This window comes from Streptomyces sp. NPDC051051 (genome assembly GCF_040682975.1).
GTDB lineage: Bacteria > Actinomycetota > Actinomycetes > Streptomycetales > Streptomycetaceae > Streptomyces.
Genome location: NZ_JBFBCB010000052.1, coordinates 1 through 22,373, shown reverse-complemented (window position 1 = coordinate 22,373; position 22,373 = coordinate 1). Strand labels below are relative to the sequence as shown.

Genomic DNA, 22,373 nt, shown 5'->3' with positions numbered 1-22,373 from the left:
GCGGGCCTGCCTGGGCGGGGCATCCGATGATTAGGCTGGTGCCGGGCGCGATGCCGGAAATCGTGGGGTGGGCGTCGGCGTCCCGGGGGAAGCCGGCACTCAGGACGACCCCAGACGGCCTCGGACCACCGCGTACGACGAGAAACGGTCGCCCCGGCACGGCTTGAGGGTGCTCGACCACACCAGGAGGAACTGTGAGCAGCGATCGGGACGGGATGCGCGGGGGCTGGGCCACACCCGGCGATGACCAGACCGACGCGGAGTCCGCCATCGAGACGACGGGCGAGTTCACCATCGACTACGCGCCGCCCGCTTGGTACACGCAGAACGCTGCGGGCGACTCGGGGTCGGACACCGAGTCGGGCACCGGATCGGCCGCGGGTGCCGGTGGGTCGGCTCCGCCGGCCCACCCGAACGTGACGTCCGGGGCGCCGTACGCGCCGCCTGCGCCCGCACCGGTCACACCGCCTGCGCCCGCACCGGTCACACCGTCTGCGACCGCGCCCGCGTCCGAACCGGCGGCCGGGGCCGGGGCGCCGTACGCGCCGCCCGTGGCCTCCTCGGCTCCCGTCGGTGAGCCGGTCGCCGTGCCCCGACTGCCGGCGGAGGCCGGGTTCGAGCCGCAGCAGCCGCCGCCCGAGGCACCCGCCGCCGGGGAAGAGGACGGTTCCGGGAACGGCGATCTCGAGAGCGGCGCGACCATGCGCTTCTCGGCGGTCGCCCTGAAGCGGCAGCTCGCGGAGCGGGCCGAGACGGCGCACCCGACGGTCGGCAGCACGGCCGGGGCGGACGCCGCGGGTGACGCCGGGGCCGCGCGCGACGAGGTCCGCGAGACTTCTCCCTCCGGGGCGGAGGCCGAGGGGACGGACGCCGAGGCCGGGTCCGGCGAAGCGGCGTCCGAGGGCGCTGTCTCCGACGCGGCGGACGGGGTCCGGCAGGACGCCGGACCGACCGCCGGGGACGATGCGGCCTCCGCGGACGGGTCCGCCGTGACCGGGGATTCCGCCGACGCGGAGTCGGCGGACGACGTGCCCGCCGCCGAGTCGGACGCCCCGGCGGGGGCCGAGCCGCCGACCGCCGCGGACGCGGCCGCTCCGCAGGACGCCCAGCCGGTCGCTCCGCCCGCCTGGACTCCCCCGCCGGCCCCGCAGAGCGGGCTGCCGCCGCTGCCGCCGTCGTACCAGCCCGCCGCGCCCGCCCCGGCGGCCGAGTGGCCGGCTCAGCCGCAACCACAGCCGCCCGCCCCCGCACCGGTCCCGGCGGCTCCGCAGCCGCCCGCCCAGCCTCAGGCTCGACCGCCCGCGCCGCCCGCCGCACCGACGGCGGAGCCCGCGCCCCAGCCGGCGTACGGCTTCCCGCAGCCCACCGCCGCGCAGCAGCCGAGCCCCCAGCCCATGCCCGACGCGCAGGGCGGTCACGGCTTCCCGCAGTCTCCGGCCCCCGCGCCCAACCCCCCGGCCGGGTACGGCTTCCCCCAGCCGCCCGCCCCTGCCGCCCAGCAGCAGCCGGGCACCCCGCCCGCACCCGACGCGCAGGCCGGGTACGGCTTCCCGCAGCCTCCGGCACCCAGCTCACAGCCGGGCTACGGCTTCCCGCAGCCTCCGGCTCCCACGCCCCCCGCCGCTCCCGGTGGTTACGGCTTCCCCCAGCAGGTCCAGGCCGCCACGGAACCGCCCGCGCCCGGCCCCCACCAGGTCCCGGCCCCTCCTGCCCCGCAGGCACAGACCGCCCCGCAGGCGCCGGCCGCCCCCGTCGGCTACGGCTTCCCACAGCCCCCGGCCCCGGCTCCGGCTGCGCCAGCCCCCGCCGCACCGCAGACACCGCAAGCGCCGCAGGCGCCCCAGCCCCCTCAGGCCCAGTCCGGTATCCCCCACCAGGCGGACGGCCACCCCCAGGCCACCCCGCCCCAGGGGTTCCCGCCGGGCTCTCCCCAGGGTTTCCCCGGGCAGCCGCCGCACGCGGCACAGGCGGCCCAGCCGCCGCAGGGGGCTCCCGCGCCCCAGCCTCCCCAGGCCCCCGTGGACCCCCGTGCCGGGGCCGCCTGGCCGCAGCCGATCCAGCACGATCAGCGGCAGCCGGTCAACCCCGGTGCCGCGCCGCTGGGTTACACCGCGGCCGTCGAGCTGTCCTCCGACCGACTGCTCAACAACAAGAAGCAGAAGGCGAAGAGCAGCCGTCCGACGGCCGGCGGCGGCCGTTTCAGGATCGGTGGCAAGAAGGAGGAGGCCGAGCGGCAGCGGAAGCTGGAGCTGATCCGGACCCCGGTGCTGTCCTGCTACCGCATCGCGGTCATCAGCCTCAAGGGCGGCGTCGGCAAGACGACGACGACCACCGCGCTCGGATCGACCCTCGCCACCGAGCGGCAGGACAAGATCCTCGCGATCGACGCCAACCCCGACGCCGGCACGCTCGGCCGCCGGGTGCGGCGCGAGACCGGGGCCACGATCCGTGACCTCGTCCAGGCGATCCCGTACCTCAACTCCTACATGGACATCCGGCGGTTCACCTCGCAGGCCGCCTCCGGTCTGGAGATCATCGCCAACGACGTCGACCCGGCCGTCTCCACGACGTTCAACGACGAGGACTACCGGCGCGCGATCGACGTCCTGGGCAAGCAGTACCCGATCATCCTCACCGACTCGGGCACCGGTCTGCTCTACAGCGCCATGCGCGGGGTGCTCGACCTCGCGGACCAGCTCATCATCATCTCGACGCCGTCGGTGGACGGCGCGAGCAGCGCCAGCACGACGCTGGACTGGCTGTCCGCGCACGGGTACGCCGAGCTGGTCTCGCGGTCCCTCACCGTCATCTCCGGCGTCCGCGAGACCGGCAAGATGATCAAGGTGGAGGACATCGTCAGTCACTTCGAGACGCGGTGCCGGGGTGTCGTCGTGGTGCCGTTCGACGAGCACCTCGCCGCCGGTGCCGAGGTCGACCTCGACATGATGCGGCCGAAGGTGCGGGAGTCGTACTTCAACCTCGCGGCGCTGGTCGCGGAGGACTTCGTCCGGCACCAGCAGATGCACGGCCTGTGGACCAACGACGGCAACCCGCCGCCGGTCGCCGCCCCGCCCCTGCCGGGTCAGCCCCAGCCCTACCAGTACCAGTACCAGGCCCAGCAGCAGCCGCAGCCGCAGCCGCAGCCCGGCCAGCCGTATCCCGCCGCGCCCCATCCCCCGCAGAGCCAGCCGCCGCAGAGCCCGCCGCCGTACGGCCAGCCGCAACAGCCGTACCAGCAGCAGCCGCCGCAGCCCGGTCAGTCCTATCCGCACCACGACCAGCAGCACCAGCAGCCTGCCTACCCGCCCCACCCCCAGGGCCCGGACGGCCAGACCCCTCCCCCGCCCCCGCCGCCCCCGCAGCGGTAGCGGCGACGGAAGAAGGGCGGCCGGTGTCCGATGACACCGGCCGCCCTTCGCCGTCGTAGGAGCAGGCGGGCTGCTACCGGCCCGCCTCCGCCACCAGCTCCCGGCAGCGCTTCACGTCCACCGCCATCTGCTCGAGCAGCCCTTCCAGGGACTCGAACTTCGCCTGGCCGCGGACGAAGGCCAGGAAGTCGACGGCCACGTGAAGGCCGTACAGGTCGAGGCCGACGCGGTCGATGGCGTACGCCTCCACCGTGCGCTCGGTGCCGTCGAACTGCGGGTTGGTCCCGACGGAGATGGCGGCCGGCATCGCCTCGTCGCCCACGTGCAGCCAGCCGGCGTAGACGCCGTCGGCCGGGATCGCGGTGTGCGGGAGGGTCTCGACGTTCGCCGTGGGGAAGCCGAGTTCCCGGCCGCGCTGCGCGCCCCGCACGACCACGCCCTCGACGCGGTGCGGCCGGCCCAGGATCTCCGCGGCGCCCTCCACGTCGCCCTCGGCGACCAGGCGCCGGGTCAGCGTCGAGGAGAACGGCTCGCCGCCGCCCGCGTCGCCGCAGACGAACAGGTCGACGACCTCGACCTCGAAGTCGTAGACCTTGCCCTGCTCGGTGAGGAACTCGACGTCACCCGCGGCCTTGTGGCCGAAGCGGAAGTTGGGACCCTCGACGACCGCCTTGGCGTGCAGCTTGTCGACCAGGACCTTGACGACGAAGTCGGCGGGGGACAGCTTCGAGAACTCCGTGGTGAAGGGGAGGACGAGGACCGCGTCCACGCCCAGGTCCGCCATCAGCTCGGCGCGGCGGTGGTGCGGGGCGAGCAGCGGCGGGTGGCTGCCGGGGCGCACGACCTCGCTGGGGTGCGGGTCGAAGGTGACGACGACGCAGGGCACGTCCAGCTCGCGGGCACGGTCCACCGCGTGCCGGATGATCAGCTGGTGTCCGCGGTGGACGCCGTCGTAAGAGCCGATGGTGACGACGCTGCGCCCCCAGTCCTGGGGGATGTCCTCCAAGCCACGCCAGCGCTGCACTGTGACCGCTCCTCGAACCTGTGTCCGTGTTTGTCGTGTGGTGGTGTGTTCGTGTGTTCCGTTGACCGCGTACGCAGCTCTAAGGGTGCCATGCCGGGCGTCTCCGGCCCGCATCGGGCTTGGGCGCTGTGACTCGCCCCACTGCCTCGGACCGTCCGGCGCGGCCCCTGATCAGACGGGGACCCGCCCACCCGCCAGGTGCTCGATCGTGCGGCGGGCGGCCGGGCCGACCAGCGTCGCCCACTGCGCCGGCTGTCCGGCGAGCCAGCCCGCGAGCTGTGCGGCGAAGCCGGGGGTGTGGCGGGCCAGGTCGACCAGGCCGCGGTCGAAGCGGGCGGCGCCCTCCGGAGTGCGGCCGAGCAGGAGGCCGGTGCGGTGGACGAGGACGCGCAGGTCCGGACCGCTGAGCCGGCCTGCCGCGTGCAGTACGGCGTCCAGGACGGTGATGTCGTGTTCGTGGGCGAGCAGGAGGTCCAGCAGTTCCCGGCGGAGGGCGCCGGGTCCGGCCAGGACACCGCCCAAGGCGGCCCGCACGGTCTCGGAGCCGCCGTCCAGCAACCCGGTGACCAGGGGAAACAGCACGGCCGGGGCGGGCTGTCCGAGGTCGAGGCGCTCGTCGAGACACGCGGCGAGGTGGCCGACGGCCTCCGGGCGCCGCTTCAGCACCTCGCGCAGGAGCGGGGCCACCCGGCGGGCCAGGGCGGGCGTGGTGGCGTCGACCAGGGCACGCAACAGGGGCCCGGTGTCCGTGCCGGGCCCGTCCAGCCGGGCGCGGCAGGCGTCGAGGACCGGTTCCGGATGGGTGGCGAGGGCGGTGAGCAGGGCGCTCGGGGGCAGTGTCGGATCGTCCCGCGCGAACCGCTCCAGGGCGCGCGGCAGATGCCGGCCGCGGGCCTCGGGGTCGCGTACGAGGAGGGCGAGCGCGGCGCCGTGGAGGTCCCGGTCGGTGGGGCGGGAGAGGACGGCGAGGGCGGCGTACCGCAGCAGGTCGCGGTCGGGGCGGGTACGCGCGCGTGCCGCCGCGCGCTGCCCGTGCGCCATCGCCGCGGCCCTCCGCTGCGGTCGCTCGTCGTGCGCCCACCGGTCCACGGCCCGGCACAGCGCGGAGGGTTCCTCCTCGGCGAGCACGGCGAGGAGTTCGTCGGCGCGCGGGTGCGCGCGGTCCACGAGGACCTCGGTGAGGCCGTCCAGGCCGCGGTGCCGGTGGGTGTGCAGCAGGGCCTGCGCGGCCGTCGCCACGGTGGCGTGCGGTGTCGCGGGAAGCGGCCGCTCGTCGTCGAACCAGAGCGCGAGCAGCGGCTGTACGGCGGTGGCGTCGTCGGCGAGCAGCCGGGCGACGACGTCGAGGTGGCGGGGTACGTCCTCGGCGTCCGGGGCCGGGTCCGTGAGGACCAGCCGGCGCAGGAGGTCGAGGCGGAGGCCGGCCGGGAGCGGCAGGGCTGCCCAGAAGGCCGGGTCGAACCTGGCCGGCCGGTCCGGCCGGTCGCACCGGCTGACGACGAGGTCGGCCAGGAGCCGCAGGACGCCGGCGTACGGGGTCGCGTCCGGGACGCGCGGCAGGGTCTCGGCGAGCAGCCGGGCGGCCCACCAGGACTCCGGGTCGGCCTCCAGCACGTGGGTCAACTCCGTCAGGCGGAAGCCGAGTTGCCGGGCGCCCTGTTGCCGGCCGAGGTGCAGCAGCGCCTGGACGACGGGGCCGATGCGGTGGTGCGGGACGGGCAGCGGGTGGGTGCCGTCGGCAGTGCGCGGGCGGTGGACGAGGACGCGCAGGGCCTCGTCCAGGTCGAGGTGGAGGCCCTGGAGCCAGTCGGCGAGTTCCTCGTGGGCGAAGCGGTAGCCGCCGCCGGCGGGCACCAGGAGCCCTTCGGCGAGAACGGCGGACGCCCAGCCGGTTCCGCCGCCGAGCCGGGCGGGCGCGGGCCCCCACGGGAACACCGCCTCGAACGAGGCCCGGTCCAGTTCGCCCTGGCCCGGCCCGAGACTGCGCCGGGCCGCCTCGTGGACCTGTCCGGCCACCTTCGCGGCGAGCAGGCGTACGGCGGTACCGCGCACGCCGTTCTCCGCGGCCAGCCGGACCGCGATCCGCAGGCACAGCAGGTCGAGGTGGGCGGCGAAGACGTCGTCGCGTCCGACGGGCGTGGTGGGGCCGGTGTCGGGGAGGGCGGCGCGGACCTCCGCGTACAGGCGGAGGGTGAGGGGATGCCGGGCGTCGAGGCCCGCGAGGGCGGTGTCCGGGACGCCGAGCAGGGCACGGGCCTCCTCGGCCTCGGCCCCGGTGAGGTCTTCGAGCGGGACGCGCGGCGGCAGGTCCCGGTCCGCGCGGCCGTGCAGCACGCCCGCCGGGAAGTGCGGGCCCGCCTGCTCCCAGTACTCCGCCCGGCACGCCATCACCAGCCGGGCTCCGGTCTCCCGCAGCCAGCCGACGGTGCCCCCGGTCCACTCGGAGAGGCGGTGGGCGAGGAGGGGCGGCATCTCCTCGGGGCCGTCGAGGAGGAGCAGCATCGGGCGGCCGGCGGCGCGGGCGAGGTGGGCGAGCCGCTCCGGGGTCAGGTCGTCGAGGGCGGGGACCGGGCGGGACGCGGCGAGGATCCGGGCGGCGCGGGTCAGCGCGCGACGGGCCGCGTCGGCGACGGAGCGGTCCGTCTCCCGCAGGTCGGCGCCGCGCAGCCACAGCGTGGGCGCCGGTTCCGGGCCCCGGGCGCGCCGGCCGACGAGGGCCGCGAGTTCGGTAGTACGGCCGCTGCCGGGGGCGCCGACGAGGGCGAGGACGGCGGCCCCGCTCTCGTCGAAGGCGGCGAACTCCTGGGCGGGCAGGGCGCGTTCGACGGCGGCGTGGGGGCGGGCGGGCGGTCCGTCGGAGCCGACGGAGGTGGCCGCGAGCTCGAGGACGCCCGCCAGGTTGAGGTCGGCGCCGTAGGCGGGGACGGTGGCGGCGTTGCGGGCGAGGAGGTCGGCGAGGGGGCCGTCCGGCGGGCCGGGGCGCAGGGGGACGGCGAAACCGGTGTCGTGGTGGTCGGAGCGCAGGGCGGTGCCCAGGACGGCGACGACGGCGCCGGTCGCCGCGTCGAGCACGGGCCCGCCGGCCGCGCCCCCGCCGAGCCGCAGCGCGTCCCGCCCCGCCGTGCCGATGGCCAGCTCCAGGCAGTGCGCGAGGCGGTGGAAGCGGTCCGTGGCCGTGTACGTCACGGAGGTCGCCGTCAGCACCCGCGCCTCGCGCCAGCAGCCGGCGGCCAGCCGGACGTAGGTGCCGCTGTCGACACCCTCGCGCACGGTGACCGGCAGGGGGGCCGCGTCGAGGCCCCGGGTGCGGACGAGGGCCAGGTCCAGTTCCGGCAGCGGGGTGACCTCGTCGGCGGTGACGACGCAGCCGCGGTCGCCGGCGCCGAACAGGACGAGACGGGTCAGGCCGTCGACGGCCTCGTGGCTGGTGACGACGGTGCCGTGGTGGTCGGCCAGGAAGCCGGTGCCGCGGAGGCGGCCGGCGAGGTCCTGGACGCGGACCGGCGAGGGTTCGGGGAAGGCGCGCGGGGCGTCCTCGTGCGCCGCCCGAAAGCCGTACCGCGGTGTGTCGCGGCCGTCGCCGGTGCGCGGGCCCCGTCCCGCCATCGCCGTACCTCCCCGCCCCGCCCGCGTGCCCTCTGGTCGACGGTAGGCGCGCGGTGATCGGCAGGACAGGCCGCGACACGAACGCGCCCCCGTGCACTCCCTCGGTTCACTCCGAGCGCCCGCCCGGACGGGTGAATGAACGGGGCTCGTCCGGCACATCCTGAAGGTGGGGGAACCGAGGGGGGACCGTGGAGCGGCGGCGGAGCGGGACCCCGTGTCCGCCGCTCCACGGGCAGAGCGCGGCGTCCGCGGTGTGATCCGCCGGACCGGCCCCGGGGGCCTCAGCCGAAGACGGCCAGGCTCTTGGCCTTGCCCTTCTGCTCCTCCACCAGCGCCAGGAAGCGGCCTTCGGGGTCGAAGACGCCGACCGCGCCGGCGCCCGCGTACTCCTCGGGCATCTCCAGCCGCACACCGTTGAGGAGCAGCCGGGCCCGCCTTTCGTCCACGTCCCAGCGGGGGAACGCGGCCGCGGCGGCCTCCGCGATCGGCATCACCGTCAGCTCCTCCTGGAGCTGGTCGAGGGTGCGGGCGGAGTCCAGCTTGTACGGGCCGACGCGGGTGCGGCGCAGGACCGTGAGGTGACCGCCGACGCCCAGGTCGGCGCCCAGGTCGCGGGCGAGGGCGCGGATGTAGGTGCCGGAGGAGCAGACCACCGAGACGATCAGGTCCAGGACGGGGGTGCCGTCCTCGGCGACGGCGTCCCGGACGTCATACACGGTGAACGAGGAGATGGTCACCGGTCGGGCGGGGATCTCGAAGTCCTCGCCGTCGCGGGCCCGCTTGTAGGAGCGCACTCCGTCGATCTTGATGGCGCTGACCTTGGACGGGACCTGCATGATCCGGCCGGTCAGCTTGGCGATCCCGGCGTCGATGGCGTCCCGGCCGACCCCGGAGGCGTCGGTGGCGGAGGTGATCTCGCCCTCGGCGTCGTCCGTCAGGGTGTTCTGGCCCAGCCGGATCGTCCCCAGGTACTCCTTCTCGGTGAGCGCGAGGTGCCCGAGGAGCTTGGTGGCCTTCTCGACGCCGAGGACGAGGACGCCCGTCGCCATCGGGTCGAGGGTGCCGGCGTGGCCGACGCGGCGGGTCCTGGCGATCCCGCGCATCTTGGCCACGACGTCGTGCGAAGTGAAGCCCGACGGCTTGTCGACGATGACAAGGCCGTCGGGCGGGGTCTGCTTCCGGTTCATTCGGCGGCGTCGTCCGTCTCGTCGTCACCGGGCTTCTTGTAGGGGTCGGCGCCGGCGGCGTACCCGGCGCCCGCGGACGCCTCGCGCACCTTCTCGTCGGCCTGCCGCGCCCGGTCGAGGAGGTCCTCGATGGTGCGGGCGTTGTCCGGGAGGGCGTCGGCGATGAAGCTCAGCGTGGGCGTGAACTTCACGCCCGCCGCACGGCCGACCTCGGAACGCAGGACGCCCTTGGCGCTCTCCAGGCCCGCGGCCGCGGCCGCCCGCTCCTCGTCGTCCCCGTACACGGTGTAGAAGACGGTCGCCTCCCTGAGGTCACCCGTGACGCGGGTGTCCGTGATGGTGACGTGGGAGCCGAGCCGCGGGTCCTTGATCCCGCGCTGCAGCTTCTGCGCCACCACCTCTCGGATGAGGTCCGCCAGCCTCTTGGCGCGCGCGTTGTCGGCCACTGGTCCGTCTCCCGTTCTTTCTTCTCTTGCGTTCTCTGGTGCGGTCAGTCGTCGTCTTCGCCGTGGAGACGGCGTCGGACCGACAGCAGCTCCACCTCGGGGCGGGCGGCGACGAGCCGTTCGCACCGGTCCAGTACATCGGTCAGGTGCTCCGTGTCCCCGGACACCATGGCCAGGCCGATGACCGCCCGGCGGTGCAGGTCCTGGTGGTCCACCTCGGCCGCGCTCACCGCGTACTTGCGCTGGAGCTCGGCGACGATCGGGCGGACGACGGAGCGCTTCTCCTTCAGCGAACGTATGTCGCCGAGGAGGAGGTCGAAGGACAGAGTCCCCACGTACATGTGCAACCGGTTCACCCGCCGGTACGGGATCGACGACCCTGCCCTGAACGGACAGGGGCATCAAGAACGGTACAACGATCGCGGCCGCGGCTCGACGGGGTTTTCCCCGCTCACCGCCGCCGCAACGCCGCACCGGCCGGCGGGGACGACGCCCCGCCGGCCGGCACGAACCGGGGGTGTCACACCCGCGGCTTCTCCCGCATCTCGTACGTCGCGATGACGTCGTCGATCTTGATGTCGTTGAAGTTTCCGAGGTTGATACCGCCCTCGTAGCCTTCGCGGATCTCGGTGACGTCGTCCTTGAAGCGACGCAGGCCCTCGATGTTGAGGTTCTCCGCGATGACCTTGCCGTCGCGGATGAGGCGCGCCTTGGTGTTGCGCTTGACCTCGCCCGAGCGGACCAGGACACCGGCGATGTTGCCGAGCTTGGACGACTTGAAGACCTCGCGGATCTCCGCCGTGCCCAGCTCGAACTCCTCGTACTCCGGCTTCAGCATGCCCTTCAGGGCCGCCTCGATCTCCTCGATCGCCTGGTAGATGACCGAGTAGTACCGGACATCCACGCCCTCGCGCTCGGCCATCTGCGCCGCGCGGCCGGCCGCACGGACGTTGAAGCCGATGACGATGGCGTCCGAGCCCATCGCGAGGTCCACGTCGGACTCCGTGACCGCACCGACGCCGCGGTGCAGGACGCGGATGTCGACCTCTTCGCCGACGTCCAGCTGGACCAGCGAGGACTCGAGGGCCTCGACCGATCCGGACGCGTCACCCTTGATGATCAGGTTCAGCTGCTGGACCTCGCCGGCCTTCAGGGCCGCGTCCAGGTTCTCCAGGGAGAACCTGCGCGTGCGCTTGGCGAAGGCGGCGTTGCGCTCGCGGGCCGCACGCTTCTCGGCGATCTGACGGGCCGTACGGTCCTCGTCGACCACCAGGAAGTTGTCGCCGGCGCCCGGGACGTTGGTGAGACCCAACACCTGGACCGGAGTCGACGGACCCGCCTCGGCGACGTTGTTGCCGTTGTCGTCGAGCATGGCGCGCACGCGGCCGTAGGCGTCGCCCACGACCATCGTGTCGCCGACCCGCAGGGTGCCTCGCTGGACGAGGACCGTCGACACGGCACCGCGGCCGCGGTCGAGACGGGACTCGATCGAGATGCCCTGCGCGTCCTGGCTCGGGTTGGCCCGCAGGTCGAGCGAGGCGTCGGCCGTGAGGATCACGGCCTCCAGCAGCGAGTCGATGTGCAGACCCTGCTTGGCGGAGATGTCGACGAACATCGTGTCGCCGCCGTACTCCTCGGCCACCAGACCGAACTCGGTGAGCTGACCGCGCACCTTGGTCGGGTCGGCGCCCTCGACGTCGATCTTGTTGACCGCGACGACGATCGGGACCTCGGCCGCCTTCGCGTGGTTGAGCGCCTCGATCGTCTGCGGCATGACGCCGTCGTTGGCCGCGACGACCAGGATCGCGATGTCGGTCGACCGGGCACCACGGGCACGCATGGCGGTGAACGCCTCGTGACCCGGGGTGTCGATGAAGGTGATCTTGCGCTCTTCGTCGTTGACCTCGGTCGACACCTGGTAGGCACCGATGTGCTGCGTGATGCCGCCGGCCTCGCCCGCGATGACGTTCGTCTTGCGGATGGCGTCGAGCAGTCGGGTCTTGCCGTGGTCGACGTGACCCATGACGGTGACGACCGGGGGACGGACCACCAGGTCGTCCTCGTCGCCCTCGTCCTCGCCGAACTCGATGTCGAAGGACTCGAGCAGCTCGCGGTCCTCCTCCTCGGGGCTGACGATCTGAACCGTGTAGTTCATCTCGTCGGCGAGGAGCTGGAGCGTCTCGTCGGAGACGGACTGCGTGGCCGTGACCATCTCGCCGAGGTTCATCATGACCGCGACGAGCGACGCCGGGTTGGCGTTGATCTTCTCCGCGAAGTCGGTGAGCGACGCACCGCGCGACAGGCGAATGGCTTCGCCGTTGCCGCGAGGCAGCATCACGCCGCCGACCGACGGGGCCTGCATGGCCTCGTACTCCTGGCGCCTCTGCCGCTTCGACTTGCGACCGCGACGCGCGGGACCGCCGGGACGGCCGAAGGCGCCCTGCGTGCCACCGCGGCCACCGGGACCGCCGGGACGGCCACCGAAGCCGGGACGGCCACCGCCGCCACCGCCCGGACCGCCGGGACGACCGGCGAAGCCGCCGCCACCGGCACCGGGAGCACCGGGACGACCGGCGAAGCCGCCGCCGCCACCGGGACGACCGGCGAAGCCGCCGCCACCACCGGGACGACCGCCGCCGCCGCCGGGACGACCGCCGCCGCCCGGACCGCGACCGCCGGGACCGCCACCGGGACGGGGGCCGGCAGCCGGACGCTGCGGCATCATGCCCGGGTTGGGACGCGGGCCGCCCGGACGCGGAGCGCCGCCCTGCGGGCGGGGCATGCCGGACGGGGACGGACGCGCGCCGCCCGGAGCCTGCGGACGCGGACCGCCGCCCTGGGCGCCGGGCGCCTGGGGACGGGGACCGGCGCCGGGGGCACCGGGACCGCCGGGACGCGGACCGCCGGGGCCGCCCTGCGGGCGCGGGGCCTGCGGACGGGCCATACCGGCGTTGCCGCCGGAGGTGAAGGGGTTGTTGCCGGGACGCGGACCGGCCGGACGGGCACCGCCCGGACGCGGAGCGCCGCCACCGGGGCGCTGACCCTGCGCGGCGGCCGGGCGCTGGCCCTGACCGCCCTGCTGACCCTGACCGGCGGCCGGACGGCCGGCGGGACGGGGTGCGCCGGGACGCGGGCCCTGGGAGGCCGGCTTCTGGGCGGCCGGAGCCGCCGGAGGCGCCGGCGGAGCGGTGAACTCCGGGGCGGCCGGGGCCGGACGCGGCGCGGGCCGCGGGCCCGGACGCGGGCCGGAGGCCGCCGGTGAGGGGGTCGACGGGGCGGCCGGAGCCGCGGGCGCGGCGGGCGCCGCGGGCTGCGCCGCCGTCGGCGGCTTGGGGGCGGCCGGCCGCGGTGCGGCCGGGCCCGGACGGGCCGCCTGCGCCGGCGAGGGCGCCGCGGGCCTGGGGGCCGCCTTGCGCGGGGCGGGCTTGGCGGACTTGCCGCTGCCACCGCCCTGGAAGGCGTCAGTCAGTTTGCGGACAACGGGCGCTTCGATGGTCGAAGACGCCGAACGGACGAATTCACCGAGTTCCTGGAGCTTGGCCATGACGGCCTTGCTCTCCACCCCGAACTCCTTGGCGAGTTCGTATACCCGGACCTTAGCCACTTCGCTCCTTTTAGGTCCGGGTGTGTCCGGACCGTCGCTACTTCATGGGCGTACTCATCGCGTGCTCATCGAGTGCTCATCGCAATCTCGACCTACTTCCAACTCGCGGGGTACCAGAGCCGCACGGGGGTTCCGCGCGACGCCTTCTTACGGTGTTGCCTGCTCGGCAACGGTCGTCTGCTCGACGTACTGGCGCAACACCTTTGTGTCGAGCGCTCCCGGGGCTCGCAAGGCCCTCGTGAACGCCCGGCGGCGTACCGCCTGGTCGAGACAGACCTGGGCGGGATGCAGATACGCACCCCGGCCGGGCAGCGTACCGCGAGGATCGGGGACGCATGCGTCCTCGATCGCCACGATGCGCAGCAGTTCGGTCTTGGCCGCCCGCTCCCGGCACCCCAGACAGGTGCGCTCGGGGCGTGCTCGGGTGTGCGTCCGGCCAGACACAGTTAAGTCTACCTCCCCGCGGCGACCTCACCCCTTCGGGGCAGCGGTCGAACGGTTGCCGCGCGTATAACTGACGTGATCTGAGCGTGCTACGGCTTGGATCTATTCCCCGAGCGCGTCATCGGACCGGTCTCCCGGTTCGTCCGCGAGGGTGATCCCCCGGCTCACTCGCCGGGCTGCTCGGTGTCCGGCCGGATGTCGATCCGCCAGCCGGTCAGACGGGCGGCGAGGCGGGCGTTCTGGCCCTCCTTGCCGATCGCCAGCGAGAGCTGGTAGTCCGGCACCGTCACGCGCGCGGAGCGGGCCGCCATGTCGACGACCTCCACCTTGGACACCCGGGCGGGCGACAGGGCGTTCGCCACCATCTCGGCCGGGTCGTCCGACCAGTCGACGATGTCGATCTTCTCACCGTTCAGCTCGCCCATGACGTTGCGCACCCGGCCGCCCATCGGGCCGATGCAGGCGCCCTTGGCGTTCAGGCCCGAACGGGTGGACCGTACGGCGACCTTGGTGCGGTGGCCGGCCTCGCGGGCGATGGCGGAGATCTCGACGGATCCGTCGGCGATCTCCGGCACCTCGAGCGCGAACAGCTTCTTCACCAGGTTGGGGTGGGTCCGCGAGAGCGTCACGGACGGACCGCGCACGCCCTTCGCCACCCGGACGACGTACGACCGCAGGCGCATGCCGTGCGGGTACGTCTCGCCCGGGACCTGCTCCTGCACCGGCAGGATGGCCTCGAGCTTGCCGATGTCGACGAGCACGTTCTTCGGGTCGCGGCCCTGCTGGACCACGCCGGTGACGATGTCGCCCTCACGGCCCGCGTACTCGCCGAGCGTCGCGTCGTCCTCGGCGTCACGCAGACGCTGGAGGATCACCTGCTTCGCCGTGGTGGCGGCGATACGGCCGAAGTCGGACGGGGTGTCGTCGAACTCGCGGGGCTCCTGGCCCTCCTCGAGGTCCTCGGGGTCCTCCTTCGCCCACACGGTCACATGACCGGATTCCCGGTCGAGCCGCACGCGCGCGTGGCGGTGGCTTCCCTCGGTGCGACGGTAGGCGATGAGGAGGGCCGACTCGATCGCCTCGACCAGCAGGTCGAAAGAGATCTCCTTCTCCCGCACCAAGCCCCGCAGGGCGCTCATGTCGATGTCCACGGCTACGCCTCCTCCTCTTCCTTCATGTCCTTCTCGTCCCGCTCGTCCTGTTTGTCCTTGCGGTTGAACTCGACCTGGACGCGGGCCTTGTCGATGTCGCCGAAGGCGAGCCTGCGCGTGGTGGCCCTGCGGCCCTTCACGCCCGGCACCTCGACGTCGAGGCCGTCGTCGTCCACGCCGAGGATGCGGGCGACGACCTCGCCGCCCTCGTGGAGCTGGAACTTCACCAGGCGGTCCGTGGCACGGACGTAGTGGCGGTGCTCGGTGAGGGCGCGCTCCGCGCCCGGGGTGCCGACCTCGAGGGTGTACTCGCCCTCGCCCATCGCGTCCGTCTCGTCGAGCTTCGCCGAGAGCGCGCGGCTCACATCGGCGATCTGGTCCAGGTCCGCTCCGGTGTCGGAGTCGACGACCACGCTCAGCACTCTCTTGCGACCGACGGAGTCCACGGTGATCTCTTCGAGGTCCAGCCCCTGGGAGGTGACGAGCGGTTCGAGCAGTTCTCGCAGCCTCTCGCTCTGGGTGGTGCTCATCCGGGTGACTCCTCGGCCGCGTGTGCTGTTGTGGGACGGTGCGCGTGTCTGGTCAAAGGGTATCCGGTCGCAGGGTGTGTTGCCGTCCACCGAGTGGCCCACCGGCGCCCGACGACACCCCTCGGGCGCCCGACGGGGCACGGGCGGTGCCGATGAGTGGTGCCGGGCCGACGCGCGGGTACGGTGATCACGGGCCTGCACGCGCGTGAGCGGCCCGTGATCGGTTCCTTTCGTACGAGATCCCCCGAGGACGTCTGCCGTGCCGTTCCCGCCGCCTGTGCGCACCCTCTCCGGGCCGCGCCGAAGAACCCTGCTCGCCTCGGCCGCCGGGGCCGCCCTGCTGGCCGGGTGCTCCTCCGGCGAGGGGGACGCCGGGAGGAAGACCTCCGACGACCCGTCGGTCTCCGCACAGGAGCCTGCACGCGCGCGTGCCGCCGCGGACAGCGCGGGACTGGTGGAGCGCTACGACGCCGTCCTCGCCGTCCATCCGGCGCTGGCGGCGCGGCTGGCACCGCTGCGGGCGGAGGTCGTGCGGCATGTGACGGCGTTCGGCGGCGCGGAGGGGGGCGCCAAGGCGTCACCGTCGGCTTCGGCCCCCGCGTCGGCGCCGGCCTCGGCATCCGTCCCGGCGTCTGTACCGGCCCCGGTGTCGTCGGCACCGGCATCGGCGTCGGCCTCGGCTTCCGGGGCGGTCCCGTCCGCGTCGTCCACCGTCGTCCCCGCGACGGCGAAGGGCGCGCTCGCCGACCTGGCCGGCGCGGAGCGGACCCTCGCGGACCGCAGGATCGCGGCCCTGGCGGACGTGCCGGGCGAGCTGGCCCGGCTGCTGGCCTCGGTGGCGGCGGCCGGGGCGGCGCACGCGTACCTGCTGACGGAGGGGGACCGATGAGCGGGCGGAAGACCGGCGAGGTCACGGCGCTCCAGGCCGCGCTGGCCGCCGAGCACGCGGCGGTGTACGGCTACGGGGTGGTCGGCGGCCGGATCGACGAGGGGCGGCGCACGGAGGCTCGGGCGGCGTACGACGCGCATCGGGCGCGGCGGGACGCGCTGGCGCGCGAGGTGCGCGGCCTGGGCGCCGAGCCCATCGCCGCGAGCGCCGCGTACGCGCTGCCGTTCGCGGTGCCGGACTCCGCCGCGGCGGTCCGGCTCGCCGTCGAGCTGGAGGAACGCGTCGCCGGGGTCTACTCGGACCTGGTCCGGGCGGCCACCGGCGCCCGGCGCCGCGAGGCGGCCGGGGCACTGCGGGAGGCCGCCGTCCGTGCGGTGCGCTGGCGCGGCGGGAGCGTAGCCTTCCCTGGTCTCGCCGAGCGGGCCGGTGCGGAGACGGGCCCGGCCGCCACCGGGGCCGGCCCCGCGGCGACGGAGGCGGGCCCGGCGACACCGGCACCCACCTCGCCCCCGGCCCCCACACCGACGGCGTAGCCCGCAGCAGGAGCAGCAGGAGAGGACGACTCGCGTATGGCTTTCGAACCGCCGCAGCGTCTGGTCAGGGCGCTCGGCGAGAGCGCGCCGGACGGTGACGACTGGTTGGAGAAGCTGCCGGAGACGATCCGCCGGGCCGTCGCGCTACGCGAGTTGACCGTCGAGCGGGTGCAGGTGCCCGGCGGCCGCAGCAGCCTCGTGGTGCTGGTGCGGCGTGCCGACGGGACGCCGGCCGTGCTGAAACTGTCCCCGCCCCGGTTCCGGCCGGAGGCGGAGCGGGCCGCGCTCGCCCACTGGGACGGCCTGGGCGCCGTACAGCTGGTGGCGGGCCCGGCGAGTGAGGGGGTTCTCCTGCTGGAGCGGCTGCACCCCGACGTGTCGGTGCGGTCGCTGCCGGAGGCGAAGGCGCTGCTGGAGGCGGCGGGGACGCTGCGGCGGCTGTGGGTGGAACCGCCCGCCGGGCACTCCTTCGAGACGGTGGCCGAGCGGACCGGGCGGCAGGCCGCGGTGATGCGCGCGCGTGCCGGCGCGGACGTGGCCGGGCTCGTCGACGCGGCGCTCGCGGCCCGCGAGGAGCTGCTGTCGGCTCCGCCCGAGCACCGGCTGCTGCACGGGACGTTCCGGCAGAGCAAGGTGCTCGCGGGTGAGCGGATGCCGTGGCTGGCGGTGGGGCCGGACCCGGTGGTCGGCGAGTGCTCCTTCGACCTGGCGCGGCTGGTCCGGGACCGGGTGGAGGACCTGATCGCCTCCCCGTCGGGGGCGGCGACGACCCGGCGGCGGGTGAAGCGGCTCGCGGAGTCGCTGGAGGTGGACCAGGAGCGGTTGCGGGGGTGGACGCTGTTCCGGGCGGTGGAGTCGGGCGTGCGGGCACTGCGCGTGGGGCGGCCCAAGGACGCGGAGTTGTTGCTGGAGTTCGCCGGGTGGGTCTAGGACCCCCGGGGGAACGGCGGGGTCGTCCGTCGTCGCGGATGCGCGGTGGCCGGCCGCGCGGTTCCCCGCGCCCCTCGGGGCGCGTCGTACGGCCGTCCGTTCGAGAGCGTGCGTCTCCCCGTGGTCACGACCGTTCCCCCGCCGCCGGACGTCCGTCACGTCCTGCGGCCGGGGAACGGTCCGCGAGTGGTCCGGGACGCGCTTACGCGGTCGTCAGGCGGGCGACGGCCTCGTCCACCGTCAGCTCCTCGCGCTCGCCGGTCCTGCGGTCCTTCAGCTCCAGGACGCCCTCGGCGGAACGGCGGCCCGCGACCAGGATCTTCGGTACGCCGATCAGCTCGGAGTCGGTGAACTTCACGCCCGGCGAGACCCCGGCCCGGTCGTCGACCAGGACGCGCAGACCGGCCGCCCGCAGCTTCTCGGAGACGTCGAGGGCCAGTTCGGTCTGGAGGGCCTTGCCGGCCGCGACCACGTGCACATCGGCCGGGGCGACCTCGGCGGGCCAGCACAGGCCCTTGTCGTCGGCGCTCTGCTCGGCCAGGGCCGCGACCGCGCGGGAGACGCCGATGCCGTAGGAGCCCATGGTGACGCGGACCGGCTTGCCGTTCTGGCCGAGGACGTCGAGCTTGAGGGCGTCGGCGTACTTGCGGCCCAGCTGGAAGATGTGGCCGATCTCGATGGCGCGGTCCAGCTTGAGGCCGGTGCCGCACTTCGGGCAGGGGTCGCCCTCCCGGACGACCACGACGTCGACGTAGGCGTCGACCTCGAAGTCACGCCCCGCGACGACGTTCTTCGCGTGCGTGTGCTCCTTGTTGGCGCCCGTGATCCACGCGGTGCCCGGCGCCACGCGCGGGTCGGCAATGTAGGTCACCTTCCCCAGGCCCTGCGGGCCGACGTAGCCGCGGACCAGGTCGGGGCGGCCGGTGAAGTCCTCGGCGGTGACCAGCTCGACGGCGGCCGGCGCGAAGTGCGCCTCGACCTTGTCCATGTCGACCTCGCGGTCACCGGGCACGCCGACGGCGACGATCTCGCCGTCCACCTTGACCAGGAGGTTCTTCAGCGTGGCGGAGGCCGGCACGCCGAGGGAGGCGGCGAGGGTCTCGATGGTCGGGGTGTCCGGGGTGGGGATCTCCTCGGCCGCGGGCACGGCCGAGGAGTCGACCGGCTGCGACGCGTAGGTGATCGCCTCGGTGTTGGCCGCGAAGTCGCAGTTCGGGCAGTCCGCGAAGGTGTCCTCGCCGGCCTCGGCCGGGGCCAGGAACTCCTCCGACTTCGAGCCGCCCATGGCGCCCGCGGTCGCCGCGCAGATGCGGTAGTCCAGACCGAGACGCTCGAACACCTTCTGGTACGCCTGGCGGTGCAGGGCGTAGGACGCGGCCAGGCCCTCGTCCTCGGTGTCGAAGGAGTAGGAGTCCTTCATCAGGAACTCGCGGCCGCGCAGGATGCCGGCGCGGGGGCGGGCCTCGTCACGGAACTTCGTCTGGATCTGGTACAGGATGACCGGCAGGTCCTTGTAGGACGTGCACTGGTCCTTGACCAGCAGGGTGAAGATCTCCTCGTGAGTGGGGCCGAGGAGGTAGTCGCCGCCCTTGCGGTCGTTCAGGCGGAAGAGTTCGGGGCCGTACTCCTCCCAGCGGCCGGTCGCCTCGTACGGCTCCTTCGGCAGCAGGGCGGGGAGCAGCACCTCCTGGGCGCCGATCGCGTCCATCTCCTCGCGGACGATGCGCTCCACGTTGGCGAGGACCTTCTTGCCCAGCGGCAGCCAGCTCCAGACGCCGGCGGCGGTGCGGCGGACGTAGCCGGCGCGGACGAGGAGCTTGTGGCTGAGGACCTCGGCGTCCGCCGGGTCGTCGCGCAGCGTCTTCGCCATCAACTGGGACATGCGCTGGACCGGTGCGTTGGCCATGGTGTACGAACTCCTGCCGATCGGGATAATCGCCCCGCTCGGAACGGGCCGAGGGTGGGGAGGGTGCTGGCTAGGAGGTTAGCCGGGAGCCCCGTGCGGCCGGAAATCCGTTTACGCCCGGCGCAGCGGGAGGGGGGCGCCCATCACGGCGTACGGGCGGGGGGCGCTGGGGAAGAGGACGCGGCGGGCCAGGTCCTGGTAGCCCAGGGAGCGGTACAGCGCCCGGGCCGGACTGTCGACGTCGATCGCGGAGAGGATCGAGCGCGGCTCGGTCGCGGTGTCGGTGATCGTGGTGATCAGGGAGCGGCCCGCGCCGCGGTTCTGGTAGTGGGGGTGGACGTGGAGTTCGGTGATGACGAAGGAGTCGTCGAGCCAGAAGTCGGTGCCGTTGGCGCGCAGGTAGGGCTCGACGACGGTGGACCACCAGTGGGCGCGGTCGTTGGGCATGCCGTAGACGAAGCCGACGAGTCTGTCCCCCGCGGTCGCCCCGTACGCCCGCGCGCCGGGGCTGGTCATGTGGCGCAGGACGATCTGCCGGCGGACGGCCACCTCGTCCGGGCCCAGCCCGAAGGCCACGGCCTGCACTGCGAGAGCCTCGTCCACGTGGGCGGGAAGGTCCAAGGGGCCGATGACGAGGTCCATGGCGGGAGCCTACAGGGGGTGCCGGTCGGCGGGTGCCGGGCGGATGTGGCAGGTCGTGCCCTGTGGCGGAGCCGGAGGCGGCGCGGGGGAAGCGGTCCCTGGATCCTCAGAACAGGACGCTCATGAACGCGCCGACCTCCTCGAAGCCCACCCTGCGGTACGTCCGCCTCGCCGTCGTGTTGAAGTCGTTGACGTAGAGACTGACCACCGGGGCGACGTCCGCGAGCGCGTAGCGCAGTACGGCCGCCATGCCGGGGGCGGCCAGGCCCCTCCCCCGGTACTCGGGGGCCACCCAGACGCCCTGGACCTGGCAGGCCCGGGGCGTGGCCGCGCCGATCTCCGCCTTGAAGACGACCTTGCCCCGGTCGTCGAGGCGGGCGAACGAGCGGCCGGAGCCGACGAGTTCGGCGACCCGCGCCTGGTAGAGCAGGCCGCCGTCGCCGGCCATCGGGGAGACGCCGACCTCCTCGGTGAACATCGCCACGCACGCCGGCATGATCGTGTCCATCTCGTCCTTGCGGATGCGGCGTACGTACGGGTCCGGGGCGATGTCGCCCGGCATCCGGTCGGTGACCATGAGGGGCTGGCGGGCGCGGACCTCGCGGGCGGGGCCCCAGTGCGGTTCGAGGAGCCGCCACAGCAGGGCGGTGGCGTCGGCGGGACCCACGATGGAGGAGCAGCGGCGGCCGGCCCGGCGGGCGCGGTCGGCGAAGGCGCGTATGGCGCGGGGGGTGGCGCAGATGGGGACCAGGTTCGCGCCGGCGTAGCAGAGGGACGTCAGCATGCCGTCCTCGTACCAGCCCCACATCTCGCCGCCGAGGCGCCACGGGTCCAGGCCCGCGACCTGCACCCGGGAGGTCACGAAGGCGTTGGTGACCGGTTCACGGTCGAGGACGGCGAGGGCTGCGTCCAGGTCACTCGGTTCGAGGACCCGGGAGGTGGTCTGCGTCAACACGTGCGGGGCCTCACACTGGGGTCTGCCTGATCTCCGCACTGTACCCGTCGGGATTGGGCGGCGCCGCCCGTCGTGCGGGGGCCCTGTGCCACCAACGGGTCCATGATCTTGCGAACCGAGCGAAGCGACGCCCGCGCGTGGTCCCCGGAACAACTCGCGGAGCTTTTCAGCGAGGGCTTTCCGGCGTTCATCACCGCCGACCCCGTGAGCAGGGAGTACGTCGGCCGGGTCCGGGAGTGGTTCGCCGACCTCGATCTCCTGCTCGTCGACGAGGACGGGGTGCCGGTCGCCGGCGGATGGGGCGTGCCGATCCGCTGGGACGGGCGGGTCGACGACCTCCCCTCCGGGTACAGCCGGAGTCTGGCCAGGGCCGTCGAGGGACGGGAGCAGGGTGTCGCGCCGGACACCCTGGTGATCTGCGGGGCGATCGTCAGCCCCTCGTTCAAGGGCCGGGGGCTGGCGGGGCGGGCGCTGGGCGCTCTGCGGGAAACGGGACGGGAGGCCGGTCTGAGCCGGGTCGTCGCACCGGTGCGGCCGACGACGAAGGCGCGGTATCCGCTGACGCCGATCGACTCCTTCATACGGTGGCGGCGCGCCGACGGTACGGCGCTGGACCCGTGGATCCGCACGCACGAACGTCTCGGCGCGGAGATCCTCGCGGCGGCGCCGGCCTCCCAGACGATGACCGGGACGGTCGCCGAGTGGGAGGGCTGGACGGGCCTGGCGCTGCCCGAGTCGGGCGACTACGTCATCCCCGACGGCCTGAGCGTGCTGCGGGTCGACCTTGAGGCGGACGAAGGGGTGTACCAGGAGCCCAACGTGTGGATGCGGCACCGCTGACGCGGGGTCGGCAGGGGCTCTGCCGGGGGCGGGGTTGCCGAGGGCGGGCGGGTGGGGGCTGGTCGCGCGGTTTCCCGCGCCCCTGGACGCCTGCGGCGGTCCACCGGCGCCTTGCCGCCGCGGGGCAAGGCGCCTCAGGGCGTGGTGGCCGTGGGGTCGGGTGGGTCAGCCCGCTACCGACACCTGGGGTTCGCCGGACGTCACGCCGTCGGATTCCATCTGCTCGGCCAGTTTCATGGCCTCTTCGATGAGGGTCTCCACGATCTTGGACTCGGGGACGGTCTTGATGACCTCGCCCTTGACGAAGATCTGTCCCTT

At 74.1% G+C, this 22,373-nt stretch carries 17 protein-coding genes and 1 pseudogene; 5 read left to right on the top strand and 13 right to left on the bottom strand.

The features are described from left to right. Nucleotides 1–194 precede the first annotated feature (194 nt). On the top strand, nt 195–3,368 hold the full coding sequence (locus AB0N31_RS30090) for an SCO5717 family growth-regulating ATPase (protein ID WP_366061606.1): 3,174 nt from the start codon (nt 195–197) through the stop codon (nt 3,366–3,368). A 73-nt stretch (nt 3,369–3,441) separates the two neighbouring features. Here the strand turns inward: AB0N31_RS30090 and AB0N31_RS30085 are convergent, their stop codons facing one another. The 9 genes from AB0N31_RS30085 to rimP form a co-directional block, all read right to left on the bottom strand. Then, on the bottom strand, nt 3,442–4,392 hold the full coding sequence (locus AB0N31_RS30085) for a bifunctional riboflavin kinase/FAD synthetase (RefSeq protein ID WP_366061605.1): 951 nt from the start codon (nt 4,390–4,392) through the stop codon (nt 3,442–3,444). A 171-nt stretch (nt 4,393–4,563) separates the two neighbouring features. Then, nucleotides 4,564–7,998, bottom strand: a complete 3,435-nt coding sequence (locus AB0N31_RS30080) for a trypsin-like peptidase domain-containing protein (protein ID WP_366061604.1) — start codon at nt 7,996–7,998, stop codon at nt 4,564–4,566. A gap of 281 nt (nt 7,999–8,279) precedes the next feature. Further along, the gene (truB, locus tag AB0N31_RS30075) at nt 8,280–9,185 is read right to left on the bottom strand and encodes a tRNA pseudouridine(55) synthase TruB (protein ID WP_366061603.1); all 906 of its coding nucleotides are present in this window, start codon (nt 9,183–9,185) and stop codon (nt 8,280–8,282) included. Further along, nucleotides 9,182–9,631, bottom strand: a complete 450-nt coding sequence (gene rbfA, locus AB0N31_RS30070) for a 30S ribosome-binding factor RbfA (RefSeq protein ID WP_366061602.1) — start codon at nt 9,629–9,631, stop codon at nt 9,182–9,184. The genes truB and rbfA overlap by 4 nt, the downstream gene beginning before the upstream one ends. A gap of 44 nt (nt 9,632–9,675) precedes the next feature. Further along, the gene (locus AB0N31_RS30065) at nt 9,676–9,972 is read right to left on the bottom strand and encodes a DUF503 domain-containing protein (RefSeq protein WP_363092032.1); all 297 of its coding nucleotides are present in this window, start codon (nt 9,970–9,972) and stop codon (nt 9,676–9,678) included. A gap of 179 nt (nt 9,973–10,151) precedes the next feature. Continuing rightward, the gene (gene infB, locus AB0N31_RS30060; protein ID WP_366061601.1) at nt 10,152–13,235 is read right to left on the bottom strand and encodes a translation initiation factor IF-2; all 3,084 of its coding nucleotides are present in this window, start codon (nt 13,233–13,235) and stop codon (nt 10,152–10,154) included. Nucleotides 13,236–13,382: 147 nt separating this feature from the next. Continuing rightward, on the bottom strand, nt 13,383–13,679 hold the full coding sequence (locus tag AB0N31_RS30055) for a YlxR family protein (RefSeq protein ID WP_366061600.1): 297 nt from the start codon (nt 13,677–13,679) through the stop codon (nt 13,383–13,385). Between the two features lie 164 nt (nt 13,680–13,843). After that, entirely contained in the window at nt 13,844–14,830 is a 987-nt protein-coding gene (gene nusA / locus AB0N31_RS30050; protein WP_366061599.1) for a transcription termination factor NusA, read from the bottom strand. A gap of 2 nt (nt 14,831–14,832) precedes the next feature. Beyond that, nucleotides 14,833–15,360 (bottom strand): ribosome maturation factor RimP, encoded by a 528-nt coding sequence (gene rimP, locus AB0N31_RS30045; protein WP_366061598.1) that lies wholly within the window; start codon nt 15,358–15,360, stop codon nt 14,833–14,835. Between the two features lie 259 nt (nt 15,361–15,619). Here rimP and AB0N31_RS30040 point away from each other — a divergent pair, with 259 nt between their 5' ends. Genes AB0N31_RS30040 through AB0N31_RS30030 form a run of 3 tightly spaced genes read left to right on the top strand, consistent with a single transcriptional unit; the run spans nt 15,620 to nt 17,712 of the window. Further along, nucleotides 15,620–16,249 carry a hypothetical protein gene (locus tag AB0N31_RS30040; RefSeq protein ID WP_366061597.1) on the top strand — a complete coding sequence of 210 codons (630 nt, stop codon included), beginning with the start codon at nt 15,620–15,622 and terminating at the stop codon, nt 16,247–16,249. Further along, nucleotides 16,246–16,782 carry a ferritin-like domain-containing protein gene (locus AB0N31_RS30035; RefSeq protein WP_366061596.1) on the top strand — a complete coding sequence of 179 codons (537 nt, stop codon included), beginning with the start codon at nt 16,246–16,248 and terminating at the stop codon, nt 16,780–16,782. The genes AB0N31_RS30040 and AB0N31_RS30035 overlap by 4 nt, the downstream gene beginning before the upstream one ends. 36 nt (nt 16,783–16,818) lie before the next feature. Continuing rightward, a complete protein-coding gene (locus tag AB0N31_RS30030) occupies nt 16,819–17,712 on the top strand; it encodes an aminoglycoside phosphotransferase family protein (RefSeq protein WP_366061595.1) in 894 nt (297 codons plus the stop codon). A gap of 202 nt (nt 17,713–17,914) precedes the next feature. On the opposite strand, the gene AB0N31_RS30025 is transcribed toward AB0N31_RS30030, so the two are convergent. The 3 genes from AB0N31_RS30025 to AB0N31_RS30015 form a co-directional block, all read right to left on the bottom strand. Next, nucleotides 17,915–19,618 carry a proline--tRNA ligase gene (locus tag AB0N31_RS30025; protein WP_366061594.1) on the bottom strand — a complete coding sequence of 568 codons (1,704 nt, stop codon included), beginning with the start codon at nt 19,616–19,618 and terminating at the stop codon, nt 17,915–17,917. Between the two features lie 111 nt (nt 19,619–19,729). After that, complete coding sequence (locus tag AB0N31_RS30020) at nt 19,730–20,260, bottom strand: GNAT family N-acetyltransferase (protein ID WP_366061593.1); 531 nt, start codon at nt 20,258–20,260, stop codon at nt 19,730–19,732. Between the two features lie 106 nt (nt 20,261–20,366). Beyond that, nucleotides 20,367–21,215 (bottom strand): GNAT family N-acetyltransferase, encoded by an 849-nt coding sequence (locus tag AB0N31_RS30015; RefSeq protein WP_366061592.1) that lies wholly within the window; start codon nt 21,213–21,215, stop codon nt 20,367–20,369. A 102-nt stretch (nt 21,216–21,317) separates the two neighbouring features. Here AB0N31_RS30015 and AB0N31_RS30010 point away from each other — a divergent pair, with 102 nt between their 5' ends. Next, entirely contained in the window at nt 21,318–22,055 is a 738-nt protein-coding gene (locus AB0N31_RS30010; RefSeq protein ID WP_366061591.1) for a GNAT family N-acetyltransferase, read from the top strand. A 165-nt stretch (nt 22,056–22,220) separates the two neighbouring features. Here AB0N31_RS30010 and AB0N31_RS30005 read toward each other — a convergent pair. Beyond that, a pseudogene (locus AB0N31_RS30005) lies at nt 22,221–22,373 on the bottom strand (4-hydroxy-3-methylbut-2-en-1-yl diphosphate synthase); the annotation flags it as partial.

Bases quoted from the DNA above. Each gene is read 5' to 3' on its own strand.
- AB0N31_RS30025 (WP_366061594.1), bottom strand. From the start codon at position 19,618: ATGGCCAACGCACCGGTCCAGCGCATGTCCCAGTTGATGGCGAAGACG.
- AB0N31_RS30080 (WP_366061604.1), bottom strand. From the start codon at position 7,998: ATGGCGGGACGGGGCCCGCGCACCGGCGACGGCCGCGACACACCGCGG.
- truB (WP_366061603.1), bottom strand. From the start codon at position 9,185: ATGAACCGGAAGCAGACCCCGCCCGACGGCCTTGTCATCGTCGACAAG.
- AB0N31_RS30020 (WP_366061593.1), bottom strand. From the start codon at position 20,260: ATGGACCTCGTCATCGGCCCCTTGGACCTTCCCGCCCACGTGGACGAG.
- rimP (WP_366061598.1), bottom strand. From the start codon at position 15,360: ATGAGCACCACCCAGAGCGAGAGGCTGCGAGAACTGCTCGAACCGCTC.
- AB0N31_RS30065 (WP_363092032.1), bottom strand. From the start codon at position 9,972: ATGTACGTGGGGACTCTGTCCTTCGACCTCCTCCTCGGCGACATACGT.
- AB0N31_RS30010 (WP_366061591.1), top strand. From the start codon at position 21,318: ATGATCTTGCGAACCGAGCGAAGCGACGCCCGCGCGTGGTCCCCGGAA.
- AB0N31_RS30030 (WP_366061595.1), top strand. From the start codon at position 16,819: ATGGCTTTCGAACCGCCGCAGCGTCTGGTCAGGGCGCTCGGCGAGAGC.
- AB0N31_RS30035 (WP_366061596.1), top strand. From the start codon at position 16,246: ATGAGCGGGCGGAAGACCGGCGAGGTCACGGCGCTCCAGGCCGCGCTG.